The organism is Spirillospora sp. CA-128828 (genome assembly GCF_050945415.1).
Taxonomy (GTDB): Bacteria; Actinomycetota; Actinomycetes; order Streptosporangiales; family Streptosporangiaceae; genus Spirillospora.
Genome location: NZ_CP191986.1, coordinates 9,454,436 through 9,479,086 on the forward strand (window position 1 = coordinate 9,454,436; position 24,651 = coordinate 9,479,086).

At 69.0% G+C, this 24,651-nt stretch carries 31 protein-coding genes, 1 tRNA gene and 1 other RNA gene; 5 read left to right on the forward strand and 28 right to left on the reverse strand.

All coding sequences use genetic code 11. The features are described 5' to 3' along the window. Positions 1–8: 8 nt before the first annotated feature. From ACQPXG_RS45435 to ffs, 4 genes are all read right to left on the reverse strand, one after another. The gene (locus tag ACQPXG_RS45435; RefSeq protein ID WP_433465346.1) at positions 9–407 is read right to left on the reverse strand and encodes a YbaB/EbfC family nucleoid-associated protein; all 399 of its coding nucleotides are present in this window, start codon (positions 405–407) and stop codon (positions 9–11) included. A gap of 213 nt (positions 408–620) precedes the next feature. After that, complete coding sequence (locus ACQPXG_RS45440; protein ID WP_433465347.1) at positions 621–983, reverse strand: hypothetical protein; 363 nt, start codon at positions 981–983, stop codon at positions 621–623. 191 nt (positions 984–1,174) lie between these two features. After that, complete coding sequence (locus tag ACQPXG_RS45445; RefSeq protein WP_433465348.1) at positions 1,175–3,274, reverse strand: DNA polymerase III subunit gamma and tau; 2,100 nt, start codon at positions 3,272–3,274, stop codon at positions 1,175–1,177. 58 nt (positions 3,275–3,332) lie between these two features. Further along, an RNA gene (ffs, locus tag ACQPXG_RS45450) (signal recognition particle sRNA small type) lies at positions 3,333–3,428 on the reverse strand. A gap of 59 nt (positions 3,429–3,487) precedes the next feature. Here ffs and ACQPXG_RS45455 point away from each other — a divergent pair. Together ACQPXG_RS45455 and ACQPXG_RS45460 are read left to right on the forward strand one after the other, a co-directional pair. Beyond that, complete coding sequence (locus ACQPXG_RS45455; protein ID WP_433465349.1) at positions 3,488–3,832, forward strand: DUF952 domain-containing protein; 345 nt, start codon at positions 3,488–3,490, stop codon at positions 3,830–3,832. Positions 3,833–3,842: 10 nt separating this feature from the next. Next, positions 3,843–3,930 (forward strand) — tRNA-Ser (locus tag ACQPXG_RS45460). A 59-nt stretch (positions 3,931–3,989) separates the two neighbouring features. On the opposite strand, the gene ACQPXG_RS45465 is transcribed toward ACQPXG_RS45460, so the two are convergent. The 22 genes from ACQPXG_RS45465 to ACQPXG_RS45570 form a co-directional block, all read right to left on the reverse strand. After that, a complete protein-coding gene (locus ACQPXG_RS45465) occupies positions 3,990–5,276 on the reverse strand; it encodes a tyrosine-type recombinase/integrase (protein ID WP_433465350.1) in 1,287 nt (428 codons plus the stop codon). Between the two features lie 84 nt (positions 5,277–5,360). Beyond that, complete coding sequence (locus tag ACQPXG_RS45470) at positions 5,361–5,576, reverse strand: excisionase family DNA-binding protein (RefSeq protein ID WP_433465351.1); 216 nt, start codon at positions 5,574–5,576, stop codon at positions 5,361–5,363. 388 nt (positions 5,577–5,964) lie between these two features. Then, on the reverse strand, positions 5,965–7,440 hold the full coding sequence (locus tag ACQPXG_RS45475; RefSeq protein WP_433465352.1) for a hypothetical protein: 1,476 nt from the start codon (positions 7,438–7,440) through the stop codon (positions 5,965–5,967). A gap of 2 nt (positions 7,441–7,442) precedes the next feature. Then, positions 7,443–8,297, reverse strand: a complete 855-nt coding sequence (locus ACQPXG_RS45480; RefSeq protein ID WP_433465353.1) for a hypothetical protein — start codon at positions 8,295–8,297, stop codon at positions 7,443–7,445. After that, complete coding sequence (locus tag ACQPXG_RS45485) at positions 8,294–9,097, reverse strand: DUF7221 family queuine tRNA-ribosyltransferase-like protein (RefSeq protein ID WP_433465354.1); 804 nt, start codon at positions 9,095–9,097, stop codon at positions 8,294–8,296. The genes ACQPXG_RS45480 and ACQPXG_RS45485 overlap by 4 nt, the downstream gene beginning before the upstream one ends. Beyond that, on the reverse strand, positions 9,094–9,348 hold the full coding sequence (locus tag ACQPXG_RS45490) for a hypothetical protein (protein ID WP_433465355.1): 255 nt from the start codon (positions 9,346–9,348) through the stop codon (positions 9,094–9,096). Before ACQPXG_RS45490 ends, ACQPXG_RS45485 begins: the two co-directional genes overlap by 4 nt. 295 nt (positions 9,349–9,643) lie before the next feature. Continuing rightward, positions 9,644–11,860 carry a hypothetical protein gene (locus tag ACQPXG_RS45495; RefSeq protein ID WP_433465356.1) on the reverse strand — a complete coding sequence of 739 codons (2,217 nt, stop codon included), beginning with the start codon at positions 11,858–11,860 and terminating at the stop codon, positions 9,644–9,646. Continuing rightward, complete coding sequence (locus ACQPXG_RS45500) at positions 11,860–12,180, reverse strand: hypothetical protein (protein WP_433465357.1); 321 nt, start codon at positions 12,178–12,180, stop codon at positions 11,860–11,862. The genes ACQPXG_RS45495 and ACQPXG_RS45500 overlap by 1 nt, the downstream gene beginning before the upstream one ends. Next, on the reverse strand, positions 12,173–13,168 hold the full coding sequence (locus ACQPXG_RS45505) for a hypothetical protein (protein ID WP_433465358.1): 996 nt from the start codon (positions 13,166–13,168) through the stop codon (positions 12,173–12,175). The genes ACQPXG_RS45500 and ACQPXG_RS45505 overlap by 8 nt, the downstream gene beginning before the upstream one ends. Positions 13,169–13,171: 3 nt before the next feature. Further along, complete coding sequence (locus ACQPXG_RS45510) at positions 13,172–13,378, reverse strand: hypothetical protein (protein ID WP_433465359.1); 207 nt, start codon at positions 13,376–13,378, stop codon at positions 13,172–13,174. A gap of 17 nt (positions 13,379–13,395) precedes the next feature. Continuing rightward, positions 13,396–13,791 (reverse strand): RRQRL motif-containing zinc-binding protein, encoded by a 396-nt coding sequence (locus ACQPXG_RS45515; RefSeq protein WP_433465360.1) that lies wholly within the window; start codon positions 13,789–13,791, stop codon positions 13,396–13,398. Between the two features lie 2 nt (positions 13,792–13,793). After that, complete coding sequence (locus tag ACQPXG_RS45520) at positions 13,794–13,916, reverse strand: hypothetical protein (RefSeq protein WP_433465361.1); 123 nt, start codon at positions 13,914–13,916, stop codon at positions 13,794–13,796. A gap of 90 nt (positions 13,917–14,006) precedes the next feature. Beyond that, positions 14,007–14,153 (reverse strand): hypothetical protein, encoded by a 147-nt coding sequence (locus tag ACQPXG_RS45525; RefSeq protein WP_433465362.1) that lies wholly within the window; start codon positions 14,151–14,153, stop codon positions 14,007–14,009. Between the two features lie 104 nt (positions 14,154–14,257). After that, a complete protein-coding gene (locus ACQPXG_RS45530; RefSeq protein WP_433465363.1) occupies positions 14,258–14,479 on the reverse strand; it encodes a hypothetical protein in 222 nt (73 codons plus the stop codon). Positions 14,480–14,582: 103 nt separating this feature from the next. Beyond that, on the reverse strand, positions 14,583–15,050 hold the full coding sequence (locus ACQPXG_RS45535) for a transcriptional regulator (protein ID WP_433465364.1): 468 nt from the start codon (positions 15,048–15,050) through the stop codon (positions 14,583–14,585). Continuing rightward, entirely contained in the window at positions 15,050–15,709 is a 660-nt protein-coding gene (locus tag ACQPXG_RS45540; protein WP_433465365.1) for an NUDIX domain-containing protein, read from the reverse strand. Before ACQPXG_RS45540 ends, ACQPXG_RS45535 begins: the two co-directional genes overlap by 1 nt. A 2-nt stretch (positions 15,710–15,711) precedes the next feature. Then, positions 15,712–16,185, reverse strand: a complete 474-nt coding sequence (locus ACQPXG_RS45545) for a transcriptional regulator (protein ID WP_433465366.1) — start codon at positions 16,183–16,185, stop codon at positions 15,712–15,714. A 69-nt stretch (positions 16,186–16,254) separates the two neighbouring features. Then, positions 16,255–17,229, reverse strand: coding sequence for a DUF4097 family beta strand repeat-containing protein (locus ACQPXG_RS45550; RefSeq protein ID WP_433465367.1), 975 nt, complete (start codon positions 17,227–17,229; stop codon positions 16,255–16,257). Further along, positions 17,226–17,399: a hypothetical protein gene (locus ACQPXG_RS45555; RefSeq protein WP_433465368.1), complete on the reverse strand. Its 174-nt coding sequence runs from the start codon at positions 17,397–17,399 to the stop codon at positions 17,226–17,228. The genes ACQPXG_RS45550 and ACQPXG_RS45555 overlap by 4 nt, the downstream gene beginning before the upstream one ends. Position 17,400: 1 nt before the next feature. Continuing rightward, the gene (locus tag ACQPXG_RS45560; protein WP_433465369.1) at positions 17,401–17,778 is read right to left on the reverse strand and encodes a WhiB family transcriptional regulator; all 378 of its coding nucleotides are present in this window, start codon (positions 17,776–17,778) and stop codon (positions 17,401–17,403) included. A gap of 9 nt (positions 17,779–17,787) precedes the next feature. Continuing rightward, on the reverse strand, positions 17,788–17,928 hold the full coding sequence (locus tag ACQPXG_RS45565) for a hypothetical protein (RefSeq protein ID WP_433465370.1): 141 nt from the start codon (positions 17,926–17,928) through the stop codon (positions 17,788–17,790). Positions 17,929–18,006: 78 nt separating this feature from the next. Beyond that, complete coding sequence (locus tag ACQPXG_RS45570) at positions 18,007–18,258, reverse strand: hypothetical protein (RefSeq protein WP_433465371.1); 252 nt, start codon at positions 18,256–18,258, stop codon at positions 18,007–18,009. A 423-nt stretch (positions 18,259–18,681) separates the two neighbouring features. On the opposite strand from ACQPXG_RS45570, the gene ACQPXG_RS45575 reads away from it, so the two are divergent. Together ACQPXG_RS45575 and ACQPXG_RS45580 are read left to right on the forward strand one after the other, a co-directional pair. Next, positions 18,682–19,551, forward strand: a complete 870-nt coding sequence (locus tag ACQPXG_RS45575) for a GntR family transcriptional regulator (RefSeq protein WP_433465372.1) — start codon at positions 18,682–18,684, stop codon at positions 19,549–19,551. Between the two features lie 8 nt (positions 19,552–19,559). Further along, positions 19,560–20,366, forward strand: coding sequence for a glycosyltransferase family 2 protein (locus ACQPXG_RS45580; protein WP_433465373.1), 807 nt, complete (start codon positions 19,560–19,562; stop codon positions 20,364–20,366). A 945-nt stretch (positions 20,367–21,311) separates the two neighbouring features. Here ACQPXG_RS45580 and ACQPXG_RS45585 read toward each other — a convergent pair. Continuing rightward, on the reverse strand, positions 21,312–21,998 hold the full coding sequence (locus ACQPXG_RS45585; RefSeq protein ID WP_433465374.1) for a hypothetical protein: 687 nt from the start codon (positions 21,996–21,998) through the stop codon (positions 21,312–21,314). Positions 21,999–22,585: 587 nt separating this feature from the next. Here ACQPXG_RS45585 and ACQPXG_RS45590 point away from each other — a divergent pair. Next, positions 22,586–23,403 (forward strand): IS5 family transposase gene (locus tag ACQPXG_RS45590; protein WP_433470170.1). Its coding sequence is split into 2 segments (ribosomal slippage): positions 22,586–22,933 and positions 22,936–23,403, totalling 816 coding nucleotides; the frame shifts between segments, so codons are not numbered across the junction. 111 nt (positions 23,404–23,514) lie between these two features. Here the strand turns inward: ACQPXG_RS45590 and ACQPXG_RS45595 are convergent. Then, the gene (locus tag ACQPXG_RS45595) at positions 23,515–24,090 is read right to left on the reverse strand and encodes a hypothetical protein (RefSeq protein WP_433465375.1); all 576 of its coding nucleotides are present in this window, start codon (positions 24,088–24,090) and stop codon (positions 23,515–23,517) included. Positions 24,091–24,651 lie beyond the last annotated feature (561 nt).

The window sequence follows — 24,651 nt, forward strand, 5'->3', positions numbered from 1 at the left end:
TCGCCCGCTCAGCCGCCGAGCCCGGGGAAACCGCCGGGCAGACCGCCGCCGGCTCCGCCTCCGCCGCCGAGGCCGGGGATGCCGCCGCCGAGGCCCTGCGCGAGCGGCCCCATCTTCTCCTGCTGGAGCTCCTGCGCCTCGCGGGCGGCGTCGCGGATCGCGGCCAGCACGAGGTCGGCGATGGTCTCCGCGGTGTCGGCCGGGTCGTCGGGGTCGATGGCCTTCGGGTCGATCGACAGCCCCGTGACCTCGCCCTGCCCGTTGACCGTCGCGGTGACGAGCCCGCCGCCGGCGGTGCCCTTCACCTCGGCCTCCGCGAGCTCACGCTGCGCGTTGAAGAGCTGCTCCTGCATGGCCTGCGCCTGCTGGAGCAGTTCCTGCATGTTCAGCTGACCACCGGGTTCCACGGTGCACTCCCTCTTCCGGCCCCCGAGGGCCCTATTCCTGGCGCTCCGCCAGCCACCGGACGTCCGTCCCACGAGACTACGGGTTCGCGACACCCTCCCGTAAGTGCAGTCGCCGGTGTGCCGATTCGCCAGGGGACCGCTGCACCGTGTCTCCCGTGTGCAGGCACTCATGCGGCAAGCCCCGGCCGTGGGCCGGGGCTTGCCGCGTTCGCCTCAGCAGGTGATGGTGCCCGAGTGCTCGCCGTGGTCACTGGGGTACTGGACCAGGCCGTAGATCTTCTTGTGCCGGGTGCACGTGCCGGTGTAGGCGACGGTGTCCCCCGGCTTGATCGTGTCGAGCCACCGGTTCAGCTTCTTGCAGGGCCCCCCGTCGTAACACAGGTCGACCTCCACGTCCTTGAGGGTCTTGTCGGTCCCGTTCTTCACCTCGACGCGGGCGTACTCCACGTTGGCCTTGGAGATCTTGACTGTGACCTTGCCGGCGGCCGAAGCCCCGGTGACCGTCGCGGCCGCCGGAGCCAGTGTCGTCGCGGTGACGATACCGGCGGTGATGACCATACGGAGTCCTGCCTTCACGTGCCGTCCTCTCTGCGGGAGCGGGCCGCGCGATCACGGCCTCTACCGATTGCTTGTCCGGAAGGCCGAATCGCTTTCCCCGCGTCCCGGATCCGTGATCGAACGGTTATTTGATCCTGGATTGCGGCATGGCGGAGGCGGTACCGCGGACGGTCGCCTCGGCGTGCCCGCTCATGCCGGGACCGGGCAGGTCAGGAGTTGTCGATCTCGCGGATGATCTGGCCGCCGAGCTCGCGCTGGATGAGCGCCATCCCGTTCATCTCGGCCTCTGTGCCCTCGGCGTCCGCGTCGCCTTCGGGGTCGACCTCGTCGCTCTCGTCCACCGGTGGCGGCTCGGGCGGCGGCGGAGGCTCGTCCGGCGGCGGGGGCGGCGGTTCCGGGACCGGTTCGGCCCTGGGCGCAGGGGGCTGGACGGGCGGCCGCGGTTGCGGGGCCGGGTTCGGTGTGGCCGCCCCACCGAACCCACCGCTAGGGCCCGGCCTCCCCGGTGGAGGCCCGCCGGACGCTCCGCCGACGACGGTCTCGATCCGCCAGTCGACGCCCATCCGCTCCTTGAAGACCTCGCGGAGGACGGTGTCGCGTCCGCCGTTGACGAAGCCCAGACGGCGTCCCTCCGCGTCGAAGCCGAGCGTGAGGACCTTGCCCTCGAGTGACACCGGCTGCACCCCGGACATGATGACCATCCAGGTCGCGCGGCTCTTCTGCTTCACGGCCTCCACGACATCCGGCCAGAGCCGCTGGATGGTGGCGAAGTCCGTCCCCCCGCCGGAGGCGGGCGCCGGAGGGCTCGGCGCGGGCGCCGGAGGGCTCGGCGCGGGCGTGGCGCCGCGGTTATCCACAGAACGCTGTTCTGATGGTGCGGTGGTGGGGCGGGGGTTGACACTGGAAGTGGGGTCGCCCCCCTGGGAGGGCGGGGAGTTGTCTCCGCGAGATTGAGAACCGCCATCGCGCTCTGCCTGCCCAGGGCTTCCCTGCGCGGGGGCTTCCTGCCTCGGCGTTTCCTGCGCGGACGCCCCCCTCGCGGGGCCCGGCTGCGCGGGGCCCGGCTGCGCGGCGGGGGGTGCGGCACTGAATGCCTGCGACAGGCGGTCCGCGCCGCCGGCGCCGCCCTGGCCGCCGCCGGGGCCGCCGCCGGCAGCCTGGCGCTCCAGGCGGTCGAGGCGGGCGAACATGGACGCCTCGTCCTCGTACGCGGCCGGCAGGAGGATCCGGGCGCAGATCAGCTCCAGCAGCAGCCGCGGAGACGTGGCGCCGCGCATCTCGGTGAGGCCGGTGTGCAGCAGATCGGCCGCGCGGGTCAGCTCCCCGGGGCCCATCGAGGACGCCTGGCGCCGCATCTGCTCCAGCTCGTCCGGCGGGGCGTTCAGCAGCCCCGAACCCGCGGCCTCCGGGACGTTCGAAAGGATCACCAGGTCCCGGATGCGTTCCAGCAGGTCGGCGGTGAAACGGCGCGGGTCCTGGCCGCTCTCGATCACCCTGTCGACGGCGGCGAACACGGCGGCGCCGTCCCGGGCCGCGAAGGCCGCGATGACCTCGTCCAGCAGCGCGGAGTCGGTGTATCCGAGGAGCGAGACGGCCCGCGTGTACGTGATGCCCTTCTCGTCCGACCCGGCGAGCAGCTGATCCAGGATCGACAGCGTGTCGCGCGCGGAACCGGCCCCGGCCCGGACGGCCAGCGGCAGCGCCGACGCCTCGTACGGGACGTCCTCGCTCCGCAGGATCTCCTCGACGAGCTCCTGCAGCACACCCGGCGGAATCAGCCGGAACGGGTAGTGGTGGGTCCGGGACCGGATCGTCCCGATGACCTTCTCCGGCTCGGTCGTCGCGAACACGAACTTCAGGTGCGGCGGCGGCTCCTCGACGAGCTTCAGCAGCGCGTTGAAGCCCTCCCGGGTCACCATGTGCGCCTCGTCGATGATGTACACCTTGAAGCGCGCCGAAACCGGGGCGAAGAAGGCACGTTCCCGCAGATCGCGGGCGTCGTCGACACCACCGTGGGAGGCGGCGTCGATCTCGATCACGTCGATGTGCCCCGTCCCGGACGGCCCGAGCGCGACGCATGAGTCGCACTTGCCGCACGGGTCGGGGGTCGGCCCCTGCTCGCAGTTCAGCGAGCGGGCGAGGATCCGGGCGCTGGACGTCTTACCGCAGCCGCGCGGACCGCTGAACAGGTACGCGTGGTTGATCCGGCCGTTGCGCAGCGCCTGCTGCAGGGGCTCGGCGACATGTTCCTGCCCCTTCAGCTCGGCGAACGTCGCTGGCCGGTACTTGCGGTACAGAGCCAGACTCATCGGGGGTCCGCCCTCCCTCGAGAAGCAGAGCGTCGGAAGCAGATCGTCGCCGTCAAACCAAAGGGACCCCCCGCACACCCGCCAGAGCCTGCTTATCCTTGCTGCCTTCCGGCCCTGGGGAGGTTCACAGGGTGACGCCGTGCGAGGGGTCTGCCCAAAGTCTATGGCATCCCCCACCCCGGAACGCCACGCTTCCCGCGTAGTCTCCGGCTCATGTCCCCGTCACCCCAGGGCACGCTCCTGCACATCGCCGAACGAACCCACTGGGAATCCGCCCGGGACACGGGCGTGTCGTACACCATGTCGACCCTGGGCCGGACGCTGGACGAGGAGGGCTTCATCCACTGCTCGTCCGACATGGACCAGGTGGACGGCGTCCTCGGCCGCTTCTACACCGGCATCGACCGAGACGGCCTGGTCCTGCTGACCATCGACGTGGCCCTCCTGGACGCGCCCGTCCGGTACGAACCCGCCGGTGGCGAGCTCTTTCCTCACGTGTACGGCCCGGTCCCCATCCGCGCCGTAATTGATGTCAGGTCACTCCCCGAGAACCGGTAGGCTCTCCTATGGAGGATTCGCCTAGTGGCCTAGGGCGCACGCTTGGAAAGCGTGTTGCGTGCAAGCGCTCGCGAGTTCGAATCTCGCATCCTCCGCCAGCCTCACCAGGCCAAACGAAGGGCCCGCTGAAGATCAGCGGGCCCTCTTGTTGTTGTCCTCAGCCCCCGTTGTCCTGGTTTTTGTCCACAGGGAGCGTTTCCGGTGGTCCCCAGATGGCATCGGCGATCTTCCGGGCCACGTCCTTGAGCATGGCGTCAGGCACGTGGAGGTACCGCGCACGCATGCTCGCGGAGGTGCCCGGCTCCCACCCCATGATCTGATCGATGACGCGGTCCGGGACACCGAGCAGCATGAGCACGGTGGCGGCCGTGTGCCGGGCGTCGTGCAGCCGAGCGTTCCGAACCCCCGCGTCTTCCAGCAGCCGTTTCCAGTCGTGGTAGTCCGTGTTGGGGCTCAGCGGGCCACCCAGCGGCTTGGTGAACACATAGTCCGACTCGGCCCACAGGTTGCCGGCCGCCTTGCGTTCGCGCGCTTGGGCCTCACGATGCGCACGAAGCATCGAGACCAGCGGGCCGGGCAGAGGCACGGCACGTCGTCCCGCTCGCGACTTGGTGTTCTTGGTCTCGCGCCGGACCTGAACCTTGTCTCGGCAGTACCCCGGCTTCCGGCCGCAGGGTGAGGCGTCCGGGCACCCGTGCTTGTACCTGGGACGGAGACGGTTTCGGCGCAGTTTGAGGTACTCGTTGGCGAGGTCGACGTCAGACCAGCGCAGTCCGAGCGTCTCGCCCTGACGCAGTCCGAGCGCCAGCGCCAGCATCCAACGGGCGCTGTTTCGGCGCTTGTTGGCTTCGAGCAACAGGCGCTGAACCTCTTCTACGGAGTAGGGCTCTACCTCGGATTCGTCCTCTTCCATCCGTGGCGGCTTTGCCAACGCGGCGGCGTTCTTCGCCGCATAGCCGCGCCGGACCGCCTCCCCTAGGGCGGTTCGGGCGGTGCGGTGGGCCTGGTGAGCTGTACCGGCCTTGCGCTCGCCGTTCGCCTGCATTCGGCGGTACAGGCTTTCCAGGTGCTCGGGCTGCAAGCGGTCAAGGCGATGCTTGCCAATACCGGGAACGAGGTGCACGCGGACGGCGACCTCGTAGCCGTCGTATGTGTTCTCGCTGACGGTCGGTTTGGCGATGTTCTCGACCCAGTGCCAAAGCCATTTCTCAACTGTCCACGGCTTGCCGGGCTGACGCGCCGAACCCGCGTCGCGCTCGTTCTCAAGCCGCCGGACTTCCTCAACCAGTTCGTCGCGTGTCGGGCGCGTCACGTGGCGGCGGTATGGCTCCCCATTGTCCTTGTAGCCCATCGGCACCCGGGCGTGCCAACGACCGTCCTTTCCGAAGTAGATCGCGGATTCGCCGTTGGCGCGGCGGGTGCGCTTCTTCTTGTTTTCTGCCACAGGCACGCTCCTGTTTCCTGGTGTCGGGATGAGCGCGCGGCGGTGGGCTGTCCTGTTCGGGACAGCCCACCGCCACGGGCGTCGTTAAGCAGCTCGTTTGGCCGCGCGTCGGCGGGCGACGTATTCGGCTGGTGCGTCGACGGGGACGCGACGGAGACGGCCAACGTCGATGGACTCCAGCTCTCCGGCGCGGATGAGTGCGAAGCATGTGGTCCGGCCGATGCGGAGTCGGCGGGCGGCCTCTTCGACGGTGAGTAGGACGAGGGTGGAATCAACGGCGGCGAGGTCGTCCGTGTCCATGAAGGGATCCCTTTCGATGGGCAGGCTTTCCTAGGTGCGGATTTCTGCGTCATCGCGTCACCCGCGTCATTTGTGTCTCTGACCTGCGGGTTTGAGTGACGCAGAGGTTTCGGGGTGCGTCATCTGGTGACGCAGGCTGCGTCACCAGATGACGCAGATGACGCAGATGACGCAGCCGGGGCCGTTCTGCGTCATCGCTGTAGCGGCAGGTCAGGGGCCGGTTTGCGTCCCTGCATGACGCAGATGACGCAGCGTTCCTTCTCTTAGGAAAAGAGAAGGGGTGTCTGTTGATGTGCGCTCGGCGCGAACGCTTGAAAGAAGAGCACCCCGTCCGTCTCCCGTGCGCGACGCGCCCGGGGTGCTCTTCTTGCTTGCCCCACCGACGCCGTCAGAGCATCGGCTCTTGCTGGTGTGGTGGTGGGGCGGGGCGTCGGGTCATTTCGATGTAGCGGCTGTCTGGGGTGCGGCCCCAGTCGATCAGGACGCCGCGCGCGGCAAGGGTGGGTTGGAGGCGTTTTAGGCGGTCGGAGAGGACTTTGCCGGTGGTGGGCCAGCCCTTGGGTAGGGGGCGGTAGTCGTCGCCGTTGTAGAGGCCAGTGAGGCGGTGTAGCCATTCGGTGGAGGTCATCCGCGTCGGGTCGCCGTCGGTGAGGTCGGCGGCGTGTTTGAGGACGGTTTGTGCGAGGAGGTCACCTTCGATGACGTCGTCGTTGAGGTCGTCGAGGCTGGTGCGGTAGGCGTTGAGCGCTTGAAGTCCGGTCGCGGCGTCGAGTTGGGCGCACAGGTGCGCGAAGTCGGCCATGCGCAGGTCGGTGGGGATGTCGGCTTCGGCGGCGCGGACTTTGACGGTGAGGTCGAGCAGGGACCCGAGGATGGCGGGGAGCGCGTCTTCGTAGTCGCGCCACAGTTCGGCCTCGGTGCGGCGGACACGGGGGCGTTCCAGTCGGAGCGGGAGGAGGCGTTCGGCGAGGTCGGGCCGGATGACGCCCACGTCGATGCCGGTCAGCAGCAAGGGGCGCCGGTAGCGGGCGCGGACCACATCGAAGTCGGTGTACAGGCCGCGTTTGATGGTTTCGGCGCCGGTGACGATGCAGCACATGAGGTCGGACAGGTCGGGGGCCAGGTGGGACAGGTTGTCCAGCGCGGTGACCCATCCGGCCGCCACGGCGGCGATCAGGTTCTCTTCATCTTTGGGAGGGCGCCGCAGGTCCCCGCTCATGCCCTCGATGATCCGCACGAGCATCCGGCCGCCGGTGGACTTGCCCGCTCCTTGGGGGCCGGTGAGGAAGGGCGCCGGCACGGGCACCGACGGGCCCAGGCAGCCGATCAGCCAGGCGATAGCCAGGCTTTCGGTCTGGGCGTTGGCGAAGTTGCACAGGCTGAGCAGCTGATCGATGCCCTTGCCGTTGGTGTCGGTGTCCGGCAGGGGAAGTTCGCCGGTGAGTTGGGTGCGGCGCCAGCACACCTCTTGCGGGTCGGGGGTGCGGACGTCCCACCCGGTGGGGTGGATGCGGACCGACTGCCCGTCGCTGCGGCCCAGGTCCAACCAGGTGGCGCCGTCGAATCCGGGTGCGACGCGGATGTGGACGGGCTGGACGTCCTGTGTCACCGCGAGCGCCTCGATCAGGTCGAGTGCTTCTTTGAGGGCGGTTCCGCTGAACGTGCCGCACCCGTCGTTGAACAGGCCGACCATAAGTTCCTGGCGGTGGCTGCCCGAGGTGCCCTGGGAGCGGATCGGACGCGCCACGGGGTGGCCGTTCTGCTGGGCGAACACGGTCCCGTCGGCGGTGCGGAAGTACCGGAAGTGCGCTTGGGCGTAGTCGGTGATGACCTGGCGGGCCGGTGTCTTGTCGTCGTCGGCCATGGCTACAGTCCCAACCTGGTGCGGGCGTTGGTCCACGCGTCATTGCAGTGCCGCGGGGTTTCGCCCTTGGCCTGCGCGGCGGTGAACAGCCTGGTGATGTGTGCGTCGGTGAGGCAGCCGCACCGGCCGTGGGCGGCCAGCACGGCCAGGAACGTGCGGTACACGGTGGTGTGGACCGCGCTTTGGGCGTCGGTGATGCGCTGCTCTGCCATGGCGATGCCGCGCTCAAGGTAGGCGGGTGTGCGGTGAGGGCACTGCCCGCCCCCGCCGGGCGCGGTGGCGGCGGCCTGGGCGGGTGAGACCGTGCGGGGCTTGGTGGCGGCCAGCTCGCGGACGGCGGCGGGCAGGTCGGTCATGGTGCCGGTTCCCCGGCCGCGCCACCGCGCGTAAGACATGAGCGACTTGAGGTCGACGCCGGGCCGCACCTCGTTCGCCGACTGCGTGACGCCCCGGTAGATCCAGTGCTGTCCGCGCGTGGTCGGGACGGTGCGGGTGGCGGGCAGGGTCGCGCGGGCCCATGCGACGGCGGCCGGGTTGTCGAGGTCGACCACGGTCAGCCCGGCGCCGCCGGGGTGGTAGGCGACCGCTGCGGCCTGCCGCCATGCCGCCGCCCACGCGGGCGAGGTGAGGACGTGCGGGTCGAGGGTGGCCGCGGCCCACGCGTGGCAGGGGGTGGGGCACTGGCAAGGCCCCGGGATCTTCATGTTCGGGCGTCCGCCGCAGGCGCCGTCCGCGCACGCGCGGCAGTTCCCGAACGGCACCTTGCCTGCCCGCAGGGGCAGCGGCGGCACACCGGCCGCCGCAAGGTCCAGCGCGGTGCGCAGGTGACTGGCGTCCGGGATTGTTCCGGTGGTCATGCTGCGGTCTCCTCGTGCAGCGTCGGCAGGGCGAACAGGTCGGTTTGATGGCCGCGGGCGGCCAGGCCGGTCAGGAGGCGGGTGCGCCACCCGGTGGCGTAGGTCAGGCAGTTGGCACAGTTCTTGTGGCTGCGGCATCCGGGCAGGGGCGGGAGTCGGCGGGCGTTGTAGCTCCATGCCATGGAGTCGGCGGACGCGAGTTGGTGGCCGTAGCGGTGCAAGCCGCCGGTCTTGACGCCGAACCCGTGCAGCTTGAGGCCGAGTCCGGCGAGGGTGGCCACGATGTGGCCGATCTCGGCGGTTGACTGTCTCCGGCAGACTGAGCCCAGCCCGACGCGCGGCAGAGTGGCCAGGTCCACACCGGCGGAGGTGTACAGCTCGACGCACCGCAGGTAGTCCGGCAGCGTCCAGCCCTGAACGACCGGCAGCCACGGCAGATGCGGGGCGAGTGCCCGAAGGTCGAGGAAGTTGGACACGGTGAGTTCCTGGTGCGCCCGGACGCTCAGGCCGGTCCGCTCGATCATGAACGGCTCGCACATCAGGTCTTGCTGTGACAGGAAGTCGGGCATGCCGAGGTGTTCGGCGTAGCGGGCGGCGGCTTCGGCGTACTGGCCGGGCGTGATGGTCCACCGGCCGTGCAGGGACAGTTCGGTGAACCCGCCCGAGTCCAGCGCCCACCGGCACAGCGCGGGCCGCAACCGGGCCTTGCGTGCGAGCTGGCGGTGGGAGACGAACAGCGGGAACCGTGCGGTCCACAGCCAGTGCGGTTGGTGCGCGCCGAGGAAAAACACCGGGGTCATGCAGCGTCCTCGGCGGGGATGGCCTGGCCTTCGGGGGTCAGTAGGAAGCGGTGGTCGTGGTCGCAGGTCCACCAGTCGCCGAGGGAGTCGGCGCTGATGCCGTCCCATGCGGTGTTGCTGGTCTGGCAGGTCGGGCAGTCGGGGCCGTCCAGCGCCGCCCAGGGGGTGGTGGCGGTCCAGTCGGCGGGGCGGTCGGTCGGCAGGCTGGTGTCTGGGTCGGTGGGTGGGATGGTCCAGCGGCTTTCGGGCATGGGTGCTCCCGTTGTGGTTCCCGTGCGGGGCATGGGGCGGCAGGGCCGGGGCGTCCCGGTCCGGGGTGAGGGTGGGTGACAGCGCTGCGCGGTCGCTGCCGCGGCGCTGTGCGGCGGGGTGTTTCGGGGTTAGTTGGCGGGTGGGCGGGTTAGTTTTCTCACCTGCCGCCCGCCCGCGTCTCACTTGGCAGGTGACCTGCGGAAAGTTAGGCGGGTTAGGCGGGTTAGGCGGGTTAGACGACCGCCCCTCCTAGGGCCCTGAGAGGGGCTTTGGGGAGGGTGACGGCCGTCTAACTCACTCGTCGTCGTCGAGGTCGGCGGTGGCCTTCTCGGCGACGACGCGGCGGAGGTCGGCAGGGTCAAGGCGGGGGACGTTGCCCTTGTTGGTGGTCTTGACCCCCAGCTCGGTGAGCCGCTCGCGAAGCTGCGCGCCGGTCAGGGCGAGGTAGGGGCCCCAGGCGGGGGCCAGGTCGCGCAGCAGCGCGGGCACGTCGGCGAGGCGGACGCGTTCGGTGCCGAGAACCTCGTCGAGGTCGTCCAGCAGGTCACGGTTTTCGACCTTGACCGGGTCGGTGGTGGCCTCCACCGGGGTGGCGGGGTCGACCTGGGCCATGGCGCGGGCGATGACGTCGGCGGCGGCGTCGTAACCGGTGTCGTCGTCGACTTCGACGAAGTACCAGCGCAGCAGCTCAAACGGCGCGTCGGACACCCCGGTGATCAGGGAGGTTCCGCGGTCGCGGCCGGGGCGCAGTTCGGTGGCGCGGATCCCGGCGGCGAACGAACCGTCGCCCAGGAACCCGTCGTTGGACCGCCAGGTCTTGACGTAGAAGCACGCGTTCACGCTCACGAGTTCGACGAGCTTGGGCGGGATGGCCTCCTTACGCGACGACTGGGTGTCGAACATCAGCGTGATCGCGGCCTTGCGGGCGCGTTTGGCGGTCTTGGTGGCCACCTCGGCGGCCTGCTCACCGAAGTCGCGGTGTGAGAACAGCTCGTGGCATTCGGAGAACAGCGCCACGATCGGGCGCAGGTCGCGGTGCTGCTCGGCCAGGCCCCGGGTGACCTTCTTGGCGCCCAGCTCGGCGAGCCGGTTCTCGCGGCGGCCGACCTCGGCGTACAGCTCGTGCAGCCGGGCCAGCGCGGCGGCGGCGGTTTCGTCGTCGACGCCCTTGCGGTAGCGGGCCAGGCGGGGGGCGTAGGAGTCGAAGTCGCCGTTGTTGGCGAACACGAACACATCCAGCTGGGCCAAAGGGTCCAGCGCGGCACCGAGCATGACGACGCGGCAGGCGTTGGACTTGCCTTGCCCCATCTGCCCGCCGCCGACGAAGTTGTTGGCCACGACCGGCACGGTGATGGCGTCGCCGCGCGGCGATACCCCGGCCGGGACGCCGGTGAACACGTCCGCGGTGCCCTCGTGCAGCAGCGGGTATTCGGGTGCGTTGCGGGAGATGGCTCCGGCGTCGGCGACCCACAGATCGACCGATCCGGCCTTGCCGGTCCCGGTCTTGTCGGCGTCGGCCGGCCACACCTCGATCTCGGCGCGGTGCAGGTTGCGGGCCAGCACGGCGCGCAGGTCGGCGACCATTTCGGCGGTCACCCCCAGCGGGAGGGTGAACACCGTGTGGTAGCCGCGCCCGTCGCGCACAGGCTGCGGGTCGAACGTCGGCACCCACCCGTCCTTGAACGCCTTCTTCAGCTCGGGGATCTTCAGGTGCTGCAACGCCAGCACGATGGTGTCGGCGGTGACCACCATGTGGGTGTCGGCGCCTTCCTCGGCGGGTGCGGCCAGCCAGCCCGGCACACCGGTGCCGCGGCGCCGCCCCTCGTTCCACAGCCACGCCACCGTCAGCCACGGCGCAGCCGCCACCGCCGGTTCCCACGTCGCCTCCACCGCGAGCGCTGCGCCATGCACGACCGCGGCGGCGGCCATCAGCGGGTCGCCCACCTGGGAGGCATCGTGCTCAGACACCGCCATCGCCACACCCAGCCCCAGCAGCGCACCAACGCTGGTGCCGACGCTGACGGCGGCGGTCTTGGCGAACTGGACGGGATTGGTGATCCAGTCCATCACCCGCTGGTGACGACGCTGCCGGGCCTGCTCGGCACGCTGCTCCCAGTCGGCAACGGCCTCAAAGTCCCCGGCCGCCTCAGCCGCGCGCATCATCCGCTCATAGCGGGAGTTGGTCTTGGCCTCCCACACCCGCCGGACCACCACACCCGCCCCGACCGGCACATACCAGGCGTTACGGGCGACGAACTTGGTCCGGTCGTCGGCGGCCAGCCGCCGCAGCGTGCGGGCCAGCCACACCGCATCGTCGCGGTAGCCGCGCCACCGCGCGAACGCCTGCTCACGCTGGCTGAACATCCGCGCGTACTCGGCGGCGGTCAGCACCCGCCCCGACACCGCCCCAGCCTCCCCAGACTGGTCAGAGTCCCCGGGCTGGTCGTGCTTGTTCACCGGCAGCCGCACCACAGTGGCGCCGGTCGTGCCCGTGTCGTTGGCGTCGTCCATCACTTGGTCTCCTCACTGCTTGCGTCGATGGCCGTCGTTCCGGCCGCGCCCAATTGGCGGTGCGTGCGGGCTTGGCGGGTTTCCTGCGCCGCCCACACGGCGGCAACCCCGGCCGCCAGCAGCACAAACCACCACGTCGTCGTCACGGCCAGGCCGAGTGGCACGCCCACACCGGCCAGTTCCACCAGGTGCCAGCGCACCCACACCACCAGCGGGTCGGCCGCCTCCTCCTCCCACCGCGGGGAGGAGGAGGCGGCACCGAAACTCGGCGGCGGGGCGGCCCGCTCCGGTGCGGCGTCGTGGCGTTCGGGGTCACTCATCTCGGACACCGCCGCGTAGCTCGTCGCGGACCTGCCGGGCGGTGTCCATCCCGCACCGCAGGGCTTGGCGTAGGGCGTTGGCCGATGGTGCGGCGGGCAGGTCACCCGAGGCGATCAGGCGCCGGGCGCGGGCGGTCAGTGCGGCCACGTCGACCCGGTCCACACCGTGGCTCGGGGGGTTACCGGCGGGCCGGTCGGCGCCGGTGTTTTCGCTGTACGACGGGGCAGTAAGGGGCCCGGTAACGCGATGGTCGAGGCGGGCGAACGCCTCCAGGATGATCGGCAGCGCGGTCACCACCGCCACCGCGACGATCGGCCCAAGGATGTGCAGCACCAGCCGGGACAGGTCGAAGGCGTCGGCGACACCGGGCAGGTAGGGCCAGGCGTTCATCGTCAGCGTCAGGCCCAGGAACCCGTACTCGATCCGGTCGAGCTTGGCGGACTTGATCGGCTGCCCGCGGGTGCCCAGGTATGCCTTGGCGCCCACCACGGTCAGCAGCGCCAGCGACATGAACGGCTCCACCAGCCACGCGAACACCCACGCGGGTGACCACGCCTTGGCGTCACCGGCGGCGAACGCCTGAACTCCCGCGGTCGACCAAGCGAGCGCCAGCGTCAGCGCCACCATGCCCGCGGCCACCAGCAGCCGCCGCATCCGCGCGGCCTGCCATGCCCGCATCGCCGGGTCTTGCCCGAGCTTGTGGAGTCGGGCCGCCTCGTGCGCCTTCTTGCGGCGCTTGCGGACCTTGCCCGAGTCCAGCAGGAGCGGCGTGTCGTCCTCTTGCAGCGCGGCCAGGTGGTACGCCTCGTCGACCTCTCCCGCCAGCTTGCGGACACGCCGGGTCTGTCCGGCGGACCGCGGCGCGGTGGTCTCCGTCGCCTCCTGGGCGGGCGGCTGGGTGGGCTGTTGGGCGGCCAGGTACGCCTCTAGGGCGTTGATTCCCTGCCCGACCTCGTCGGGGTCGGGCGTCGAAGCCTGCGCGGTCATCGTCTACCTCCTTTCGTGGGCCACCGGCCCGGACGCCCCGGCCACCGACACCAGCGCGTCGGTGGCCAACTCGGCGACACCATCAACAGCGGCGGCGATGACCACCGCGGTCAGGGACACCAGCCGCAGCGCGGCCACGGCCAGCACCAGCAGCAGCGCGGCCAGCAAAGGGAGCACACCCGTGCGCCGCACCATCTGCGCGGTACTCATCACGGGATTCCTTTCGGTCAGGCGCGGTCGATTTCCCACCGGTCCGCGCAGGTCAGGCACGCCCCGATGCGTTGGGGCAGGACGTATCCGGCGTCGCGTCCGCAGCGCGGGCAGGTGCGGCGCGCGGCCAAGGCTTTGGCCAGCGCACGCAGTTGGGCGGGGGTGGCGGGGCGGCGGGGCTTAGCCAGGCGCACGTCGTACAGGTACGCCGCGCGGATCCATCCGTCCCGGGCCATTCGCCGTGAGCGCCAAAGGATCTGGCCCGCTACCGGCTGCCCACCCGGGCACAGCCCACGCTTGCGTAGCTGTGCCCGGGTGAGCAGGTGAGCGGGCGCCTGGCCCCACGACCACGTCGGGATACCCCAGCGGTCCCCGGCCGGGTCCATGAACGCGACGCTCGCGGCGGCAGGCATCGCTACCGCCCGGGAGCGTCGATCAGCCGGAGCGGCGTGATCCGCCGCTCGCACTTGGAGCATCGGACGCTGGTCATGGTCGCCTTCACCGGCGCGCCGCAGCACCCGGATATCTGCGCGGCCATGTCAGTGACTCTCCCGGCAGCGCGCGGCCTCGGCCGGGGTGTCGTAGGCGGTCCCGCACTTGGGGCACTCGTTCCAGGTGCTCACCGCGGTCACCTCCCGCCGGGGCACTTGCCGGTGCCCGAGCACACCGGGCACGTCCGGTTGGTGGAGCCGATCTTCTTGGCGCCGCCGCAGTAGTGGCAGTTCTGAGCCGTCACCACGTCCGACACGTGGCAGAGGAAACGCAGGTGCGTCATGATGGGATCTCCGTCCTTGCTGTTGGTGAGGGCAGGAGGCCCCGGGGGCGGCACTGTTCTTGTCCGGAATGGCCGTCCCCGGTGGCGCCTCTTCCTGGGTTCGGTTACCTCCTTCCGTGCGGGTGAGTGGAGGCGGTTCCCAGGCCGGGACCGCCGGACGTGCCGGTCTGCGGCGCGTCGAGGGTGACGTCGAGGTAGAGCGAGACCAGCGCCGAGGTTCCGCGGCGCGGGTAGGGCCGGGAGGTCTCCAGCACCGTGACCACGCCAGCGATGCGGGCGGCGGCGGTGTCGACCTCGGCGGGCCGCCCGGTCAGGCGGATCTTCATCACCGCCCCCCGGCCACGGTCGGGGCGAAGGCGATCAGCATGGTCGCGACGTTGCTGATCAGCAGGCACCACGCCACGAACCGGATCCACCGTCCAGTGCTCATTACGACACCCCCAGAGAGGCCAGCAGCGCCGCAGCGAACAGCCAGCCGATGTGCCAGGACTGATCGAGGGCGTAGGCGCCGGTGCCGGTCGGGGCGGCGGCGTCGTTCCCGAGTCGGGCGAACTTGCCCTTGCCGGGCAGGACCGTGCGGCCCAGCCAGTCGGCCAGCGCCAGCAGCGTGGTGCGCCGGTCGGCCCAGTAGTGCGACACCGCGTCGATGCCCAGGGCGGCAGCCACGGTCCAGGGGTTGACCGGCAGCCCCAGAACCACCGCGGTCAGGGTGAGCGCGGCGGCCTTGAGCGCGGTCAGGGTGGCGACGTGCCGGGCGCACAGGATCCGGCCGGACCAGCCGGGCGCGCCCTTGCCGCACGCCTGCCCGTGTGTCTGCAACCAGTGGTCGCCCACCTCGTGCGCGGCGTACAGCGCGGCGAACGCGGCCGGGAAGACGATCGGGTCAGCGCCGAGCATCAGGCCACCCCCAGCATCGTGCGGAGCATGGCGACGTGCGCGGGGAACACCTGGCCGCCGTAGACCTCGGTCAGCACGGCGGTAAGGACGTTGTAGGAGGAGGCCGGTACCCACTCCGCGCGGCGGGCGTCATCGGCGCCGGCCACCCGCGGGAAGTCCAGGCGGTCGAAGCGTCCCAGGTGGGCCGTGCTCAGCACGGTGACCATCCATGCCTCATCGGAGGCGCGGGGGTCGGGCACGTACCGCGGCGTGGTGGCCGTGCAGTACGAGGCGGGCAGCGCCAGCCCGGTCTCTTCCTCCAGTTCCCGCACGGCGGCGGCGGTCGGGGTCTCGCCGGGGTCGACGTGGCCGCCGGGCAGTGCCCAGCCGTGACCGTCGTCGCGCTCCACCATGAGGATCCACCGGCGGCCGGCCGGGTCGGTCACCGACACCAGCGCGTCGGCGGCCAGCGCCTCGCCCCAGTGCCCCAGCTCGTTGCGGCCGTAGCGCACCGCGGTCTTCTCACACGGGTTGACCGGGCGCCCGTCGATCACCTCGAACGGGATCGCGGCCGACGCCTGACGCGCCTTCCAGTCGATACGGGTCGGGTCGGTCTCCGGGTCGGCCCAGCCCTCGGCGACGCCGATGGTGAACACGTCGGGATGGGTGTAGTTCCTCATGGTCAGCTCACTCCCAGGGAGGACAGCAGCGCCGCGGCGAACAGCCAGCCGACGTGCCAGGACTGGTCAAGGGCGTAGGCGCCGGTGCCGGTCGGGGCGGCGGCGCCGTCCCCGAGCCGGGCGAACTCGCCCTTGCCGGGCAGGACCGTGCGGCCCAGCCAGTCGGCCAGCGCCAGCAGCGTGGTGCGCCGGTCGGCCCAATAGTGCGAGACCGCGTCCACCGCCAGCGCGACCGTGACGGCGTAGGGGTTGACCGCCAGGCCCAGCACAAGCGCGGCCAGGGCGAGCGCGGCGGCCTTGACGGCGGTCAGCGTGGCCACGTGCCGGGCGCACAGGATCCGGCCACGCCAGCCGGGCGCGCCCTTGCCGCACGCCTGCCCGTGTGTCTGCAACCAGTGGTCGCCCACCTCGTGCGCGGCGTACAGCGCGGCGAACGCGGCCGGGAACACGGTCGGGTCAGCGGCGAACATGGTCATCTCAGCGGCTCCAGATCAGCGCGACCGCCAGGGCCGCGACCAGCAGACACAGGGCGAAGAAAGCGAGCATCAGGCGCCTCCGGAGGTGCGGCGCGGCCGACGGACACGGGACGTGGACGCGGAACCGGGCGGGGTATCGGTGGGGGTGGTGACGTGGCCGATGCGGGAGGTGGCGTGGACGGTCAGTCCCTCGGCCAGCGCGGTGCCGGTCGCGGTCACCGTGACGTGCCCGGAGATCGATCGGGCGGTGATGGTGCCGCCCTCGGCGGCGTGCACCCGCACCCCGCCGGACACGGTCGTCACCTCGGCGTCCCCGCCGAAGTCGTTCACTGTGACGTGCCCGGACGTGGTGGCGGCGCGTATGTCGTCGGCGCGGCCCAGCCGCACATCACCCGACACCGACTCCAGCACCGCGGCGCCGTCCACTACGTCCGCGTCGATGTCACCGGAGGTGGTCTTGGCGCGCAGCGCGGCCACACCGCCGGCCGACAGGTCACCCGAGGTCGAGGTGAACGCGACCGCGGCGAGCTCACCCTCACACCTCAGCGGCGCCGACCTGGTGACTGCGGCCACCGAGGAACCTTCGGGAAGCTGCGCGGTGATCTGGACGTGGCCACCGACGATCCCGCCGCCGGTGACCTCCACACCGTTGACCACGACACGGCCACCGACGCGGTCACCGATGCTGACGATGCCGTCGCCGCTGATCACGGCGCCGTTGGCGGTCACCCCGGCGCCGATGTCACCGAACGACTGCACAACCATGGCGCCGCGGTTGCCGATCACGGTCTGGGTGCCGCCCACGATGGTGACGCCACCTGAGGGCGGGCGAACCCGGACGGTCAGCTCACCGGCCGGTTCGTTGTTGTGCAGGAAGGCGCCGCGGACGGCGTCATCGACGGCGGGGTCATCGCCGAGGGTGGTCACCGTGATCTCGGCGACCATCCGGTCAGGGTCGGTGATGACGCGGATGTCACCGGCGGGCAGATCGACCGACAGGGCCACCGGCCCGGGCCGGGTCGCGGTGAGGGTACGGGTCATCATCGGGTGGGCTCCTTCATGCGGTCCATCAGCGCGAACAGCCGCTGTTCGACGTCTTCGAGCGTCAGCTGCCGGTCGGTGGTGTGCTTGTCAGCCGCCTCGTCGAAGCAGGCGGCGATGCGGTCGGTGATCTGGGTGAGTTCGGCGGCGATCTCGGCCGAGGTGAGCGCCATGTCAGGCCACCTCGCCGAGGTCGGAGGCGAACGGGTCGAGGTCGGACAGGTCGGTGAGGGTTGCGAGTTCGGCTGCGGTGAAACCGGCCCACACCCCGCACTTGGGGCGGATCTGCATCGCCAGGTCGAGGCACTGGGCGCGCAGCGGGCAGGACTCGCACACCTCGGCGGCCACCAGCTCGCGGGCGGCGCGTTCGTCCGGCGACTCGGTGTCGTCCGGGCCGGTGTGCAACTCGGGGTCGAACCGGCACTGCGCACCGGTGGTGGGCTTGCCCCGCAGGTCCACATCGGCCAGCGCGGCGAACGGGGTCAGGGAGCGGGACACGGGCACCTCGTTGGGGTTGGTGAGCGAGGGAACGGTGATCGGTGGAGCGGTCATCACAGGGCGTCAGCCCAGCGAGCCCGTGAACGTCGTGATCGCGTAGATCACCTTGTTGACCAGCGCGGCGGCCTTCTCCGGGTGGTTGATCGCGTACGCGAAACCGGCGACCGCCATGAACATCGGCCAGATCTTCTTGGGCTGCGGCATGGTGAGATCTCCTTGCATCGGTGGGCGCTTCGTTGACCGGCAGGCGGGCGCCTGCGGCCGGGGGGCTGTCGCCGAACGTCAGGCGGCCTTCTGGCCAGAGGCCAGCAGGGCGTTGAGGGTGCCGGTCGGCAGCGCCTGACCGGGCTGAGCGGTAACGCGGGTGGTCTCGTAAAGCCACCAACCGGCCTCACGGCAGCCGTCGGTGACGAACTCGCGGACACGGTCCACCTCAAGGCGCGCGGCCCGGTGGCTGTCATAGGGCCCCAGCGCGAGCGCGGCATGGGCCCGGGCACCGGTCCGCACCGCGACGTAGAACCCCGTCGCCCCCACCTGAGCGGGAGCCGGAGCCGAAGCGGCGGGTCCGGAAGAGACTGCAAGGATCACGGCTTCTCCGTGGGTCAGGAGACGAGAGAACCCAGGGACGGCTCGCGTCCCTGGCGGGCAGAGCCGTCCCCGGACCCCGTATGGGTTCGGCGATCGAAAGATCAGGTGCGCAGGTCATGACCTGCGCAAACCGCCTTATTCGGGGGGAGGCGGCGACCCATATGGAGTTCTCAGGTTTCGAGTGCGCTCGACCCGTCAGTCGAGGCTGTTCCTGCTGCGTCGGCGCACGATCCCGTCGAATCGCCTTCCGAGTGCTTCGCTACTTCGGTACTTCGCTAGCGAACTTGGAAGGACCATAGACCGACTTCGCAGCCGAGCGCAAGAGACTTCGCTACCGAAGTTGCAAAGTCGCTGGTAGGGTGCGGTGTCATGACCTCAGAGCGGACCGCGGGAGTCGTCCCGCTCCATCACCAGATCGCCGACGATCTCCGAGCACGCATCGCGGCCGGAGAGTTCAAGCCCGGAGACCGGCTGCCGTCAGTCCGCGTCCTAAGGGAGCGGTGGGGTTGCTCCGATGGCCCCGTGAGGGAGGCGTACGGGGTCCTTCTTCAGGAGGGCCGCATCACCAGCAGTCGGGGCGCGCCAGCTCGTGTACGAACGCCGCCCGAGCGGAAGTCTCTGGCAATCTCGTTCGACTCCACTCCCAAGCAAACGCAAAAAGACCTCGCCCTTCGTCCACGAGAGGAACGAGAGGCTGTCGGCGCAACAGAGTTGACGATCGGCACGCCGATCGAACAAACGGAATTTTCCGTCTCTTACGAAAGGGTTCCCGCAGGAGTTGACCTCGGCGGAGAGTTCTCTATAGACCCAGGAACGGAAATCCTGCAACGATCCTACAGAACAGTCTTCAAGGACACTCAGAAGCTCGCCCTCTCCAGCACCTCATATATCCCAGTGGCCTTGATAGAAGGTAATCCGGAACTCTTCAATCCGGAGAATGAGCCGTGGCCGGGCGGGCATTGGCATCAGTTGTACACTGTAGGCATCGAGATCGACCGTCTAGAAAACACGATCGTCGCGATGCAGCCAACAACGCGTCAGCGCCAAGACTGGGACATGCCTCCCGGTGTGCCACTTCTATGTTTGAGAAGTCGCTCCATCGACACGCTAGGGAGAACGGTAGAAATATCTGACTCAACTTACCCGGCTGATCGAACGCAGATCAGTTTCGCACATCAGCTACGCCGATGGGACAAGCCGCACAGCCCCGAATCGCCACTAGAAGAGAGGCCCCGATAATGCCTACTGTGTCCATCATCACGGCGGCCTACGCACCGAGTTCCGAGTACCTGGCAGAGACGATAAGCGGAGTCGAGCAGCAGACGCTTCCCGAAGGCTGGCAGCTTGAGTGGATCGTCCAGGAAGACGGGGAGGCCCCATGCCTGGCCGAGCACTTTAAGGGCATTTCCTATGCCCACTACGAAGCGAATGACGCTCAACTCGGCGCTGCTTCGACACGGAATCGGGCGCTGACGCGAGCCACTGGGGAACTCGTGCAAGTCCTCGACTCGGACGACATCCTATTGCCCAACGCCCTGGCATCGCTGATCCCCAAGTTTGAGGATTCGACGATCCATTGGGCAGTGGGCCAAGCGGACGACCTGATGCCGGACGGAAGCAGGGTCCCATGGCCGTCGGCACTCCCATACGGGAGAATCGCAGCAGGCATGGTGAACGAGTGGGCAGAGGAACATGGAGCAAATTGGCCAATCCATTGCGCTGGCCTCATGCTCCGAGTGACACCGCTTCGCGCCCTGGGCGGTTGGATCGACCTTCCGTTTGACGAAGACATCGCCATGTTCGCCGCCCTGTCAGAGATGTGTGACGGCTACAACTTCGACGGCGTCACTTGGCTGTACCGACAACATTCAGGCCAGACCACTCGCAACAAAGGCATGCATCATCTCGGTGCCGCAAGCCGTCGCTTCGCGCTGCAACGAGCAAAAGCCGTCCGCAATATTGGGCTTAAATTCGGCGAACACCGAGACGTGTTGGACGCGGGGCACGATGTCGAAGTCGGTCCTGCTGCCAAGAAGACGGACCTAACGGAATAGCGGGACACCCCTCGCGCGGAAGATGGCCTAGGGAGCCACGCCGAGCGGACGGGCCGCTACATCCTCGGGTTGCGTTCCACCAGTACACACCGGGGGCGCCGTGGACGGGGGCCGCAGGGTGCTCATCTCCAGCCGCGCGCCAGCTGGCGTAACAAGCCCTGAGTCCTGGTTCACGGGGCATAGAGGGGACCGGAGCACGCGCGGGATGGGTAGGGAGGATGTTCCGCCGTAGGTCAGCGCCGTGATCACAGTGAGACGGTGTTCTCTTTGTTCGTTGTCCTGGTCTTTGTCCAGTACGCCGCCGGTCGCCGTCGTTCACCGCCGTACGGACACCCCCTCTGACCTGCTCGGCGAACCCCCATGAACGTCCCCGTACGGCCATGCGGACAGTTGGAAAGCGTGTTGCGTGCAAGCGCTCGCGAGTTCGAATCTCGCATCCTCCGCCAGCCTCACCAGGCCAAACGCTGAGAGGGCGGGACCCATGGTCCCGCCCTCAGCGCTTTCTGGTCTCAGTGCAGCGGTGCGAGCTGGCCCGCGCCGGTGCTTGCGACCTCACATGCCTAGCGCTGGCAAGGAGGTCCAGCGCCCACTACGTCACTTCACGACGTTGGGCAGGCCGAAAGAGACCACCAGCCCAGCGGGCACGCCGACCGCAACGGTGGTAGCCATCGTGACGATGAAGGCGACCAGGATGGAGGCCACCGAGATGAGCACCCATCGCTGAGGGAGCCGCTCGGGCTCCTCCTTCGAGTTTCCGCACCCGCATGACCCGTCTCGGCCCATGCTCGGTGGTTCAGGTGGTGGGGCAAGGAGAAGGGCCCGGTGGTTGCCGGGCCCTCAGGTGGAAGCGATCGTTGTGGCCGATCGCTACCTCCGGTGCACGCACCGGATGTTCTGACCGCTGCCCGGGACCAAAGTCGATCCCCGGAAGTGGTGGTGCTGGTCCTAGGCGGCCCCGACCAAGGTGACCATCGTGCCGCCTTCACAGACGACGGAGTTCCGGTCGGCGACCTTGCCGATGGTGGTCTTCCCGGACACCCTCACGCGGCTGTCCCTGGACAGCTCGCCGATGATGGCTGCACCGCGGACTACCGCCGAGGCCTCCTCGACGACCTTGGTCATGGTGGCCGTGCAGCCTTCCATGACATCGACGTGGCTCCTCTTGGACACCTCGCCGATGTCGGCGTGGCCTCCGGAGGACTTCCAGAGGCTCACGCCGCCCTCGTCGAAGACCTTCCCGACGGTGACCCGGCCGGCAACGAAGACCTTGGCATAGTCGAAGACCTCGTTGATGAAGCCCCGGCCCTCCTCGCGAACATGGACGTGGGCAAAGGTACAGACCGTGGTGATGTTGGCCTGGCCGAGAACATCGACCGTACTGATCACCTTGGGGGCCGTGGTGCCGTCTCGAACCTCGCCGACCATGGCGAGACCGCCGTCGAAGACGACGACATGGCCGCCGCCGCAGACGGTCCCCACCCGCAGAAAGCCGCCGTTGAGAACGGCGATCCTGCAGCTGATGACGCCAAGGTTGGCGACCTCGCCCTCGCGGACGACGATGTCGTAGTCGACGTCGAAGAGTTTGAGGTCGTGCTCGTCGAGGCCGTATCCGCTGAAGTCGATGCGGGTCATAGCCGCTCTCCTCTCGTTTGGGTTGCGCCCCACCCTGGATGGGGGCACGAGACCCGGATTGTTTAACGCACCTGCCCGAGTACAGACGCGCAATTATGACCGTCCAGGGTACGGCCCCTTCCGCAAGTGGGCATGTTGGTAACTGCCCTGTGACTACCTGCTCAGTCCGTATCTGTGCCGCTCTGTGGATTCTACGGGCGCTTGAGGCTCCGGAGCTTGTACCGGATCGGTATTCGTCCCGTACAGGCTCGTGATCCATAACCCAATGGCAAGCGACGTCGCCGTCCTCATGAACCCAGAAGGCCAGACTTGCATACGACGAACGACGCAGAGGCTTTCCGCAGTACCTACAGACAACCATCGGCGGACCTCTCGCTGGCGGGAGTCCTTATCGGCGCGGCTGACTGACGAGATGCCGTAGTTCAGACGTCCACTGTGCCGGAACGGACTCCGGAACGGCGCGAATGGTGCGCCCCGTTCGCGCGAACGAGCATCCCGGAGCGTCGGCGTCCGAGCACCAGGGTTTCAGGTTAAGAGCGTGTCCTACGTGGTTTATGGGTGATCAGCCGGGATGATCTCGGACTGTGGTGTTGTCAGAGCTTGCGCGTCGGTTGGTGCCCGATGAGTTGTGGGAGATCGCCGAGCCCTTGATCCCGGGGTTCTCGCCGAGGCCGCAGGGCGGTGGGACGGCGTCGTTGGACGAGCGGCTCGTGTTCACCGCGATCGTGTACGTCCTGACCAGCGGGTGTACCTGGCGGCAGTTGCCTGGTGAGTTCGGCGTCACCCGTTCGACGGCGCATCGCCGGTTTGCCGCCTGGACCGCCGCGGGGCTGTGGCCTCGGCTGCATCGGGCCGTGCTGGACGAGCTGGGCGGCTGCGGCATGGTCGATTGGAGCAGCGCGATCGTGGACGCCGCCGCCGTCCGCGCGAAAAAGGGGGCACACTGACCGGCCCCAATCCGGTCGATCGCGCCAAGAAGGGCAGCAAACTCCACGTCCTGTCCGATGCCGGGGGCCTGCCGCTTGTCGTGGGAGTCTCGGCCGCCAACGTCGCGGACATCGAGGCGTTCAAGCCGCTGTTCATCGCCATCCCGCCCATCCGCTCCCGCCGCGGTCCACGCCGCCGGCGACCGGCCAAGGCACGGGCCGACAAAGCCTACGACTCCGCCGACCTGCGGCAATGGCTCCGCAGACGAGGCGTCGTCCCGCGTATCGCACGCCGTGGCGTCGACTCCTCTGAACGGCTCGGGCGACACCGGTGGAAGATCGAGCGCACGATCGCCTGGTTGCTGGGATATCGCCGCCTGACCGTCCGCTACGAACGCCACGGCCACCTGTTCACCGCATTCCTGACCCTCGCTGCAGCCCTGATCTGCTACAAGAAGCTGACTCAGATCACCACGTAGGACGCGCTCTAAGTAAAGATAAGAACGGCCCCCCACCGGGGGCCGTCTCCTCGGAAACCGTCCCCTGGTCAGGGACGCTTCTAGTTCGTGCTTGGGGCGTGGCGGCCAATTTCAGCCCGCTACGTCCGTTTGTGCCTGGTAAGCGTCCACGAGCACGGACGCGAACGGGGCAAGTCCGTCGGCCACGGAAACATGGAAGTCGGAAACCCAATCCTCCTCCCACCACGAGTCCGGAGTGCCGGAGGGCAGTTGTGTCCAGCGGCGAAGGTCGGCGAAGGTCGGCAGCACCACCGTGCGGCTCGGTGCGCCATTCTCGAGCGCGGACCACTCACGCTGTACCTCAGCACAGGTGCGTGCGCCCTGGATGTCCAGGAACCGGCCACACGGGGTCTGTACTCCAACGTGACTCCAGAGCCAGTAATCACCCGGGCGTCGCCGCCTAAGAACGCTACGCACTGAGAATCGGCTCCCCACGGCCCTTCGACCAGTGGAGAACTGGTTTTCGACCCCTAGCATCGGCCAGCCGGTCTCCTCGTGGAGGGCGCAGGCCAGCTGAGCGCACAGACTGAAGCCGAACACTTCAATTGCCTGGTCGTCGATCACACCAGGCCGCAGTGTGACCTGGACCCAGTCCTTGCGGCACGTCGGCTTCGAAAGGTTCAGTGTCACAGTCGCCAGTTCAGGCATGATCGTGATACCTCTCATTTGTTGCGTCCGGCCCGTGAGCGGCCGAACGGCTCTTGGTTGTTGTGTCCCGCTTGTGAACGGCAGGACGGCTCTCAGCTTGGACTGTCCGGCGAATCAGGAGCGTTGCACTCTCACTGCTGGCCTCACCGCGCCCGGACCCTCGGCGGTCAGGAGACTCGCCCCCGCGGACAGTCCTGCCCCAGCGCCTCACCGTCCGAAAGGCGCACCCAATGGAACGGTGCGGCGGCTAACGGCGGTACTAACGGACAGGAACGGATGACCCCGGACGGGTGTGGGCGGGCGGGTGGCGCCAAGCCTGGCAGAAGACGTAGGGGGACGAGCCCGGACGTCGCTCATCTTGCTGCGGACCAGACGGCGACGGTTACGCCCTACGATCGCCACAGCGTGGTTGAGGTGGTTGCGTGGTGGGGGCGATCGCTGCCGCGCGACTTTCGATGCTCAGGCCGTGGCCGTGAGCTTCGGATCCGCTTGCCCTCGGATGATCGGGTGCACTCGTCGTTCCGAGCAGGACGAGGCGGTGCAGGTCAGCGGCTACGGCGG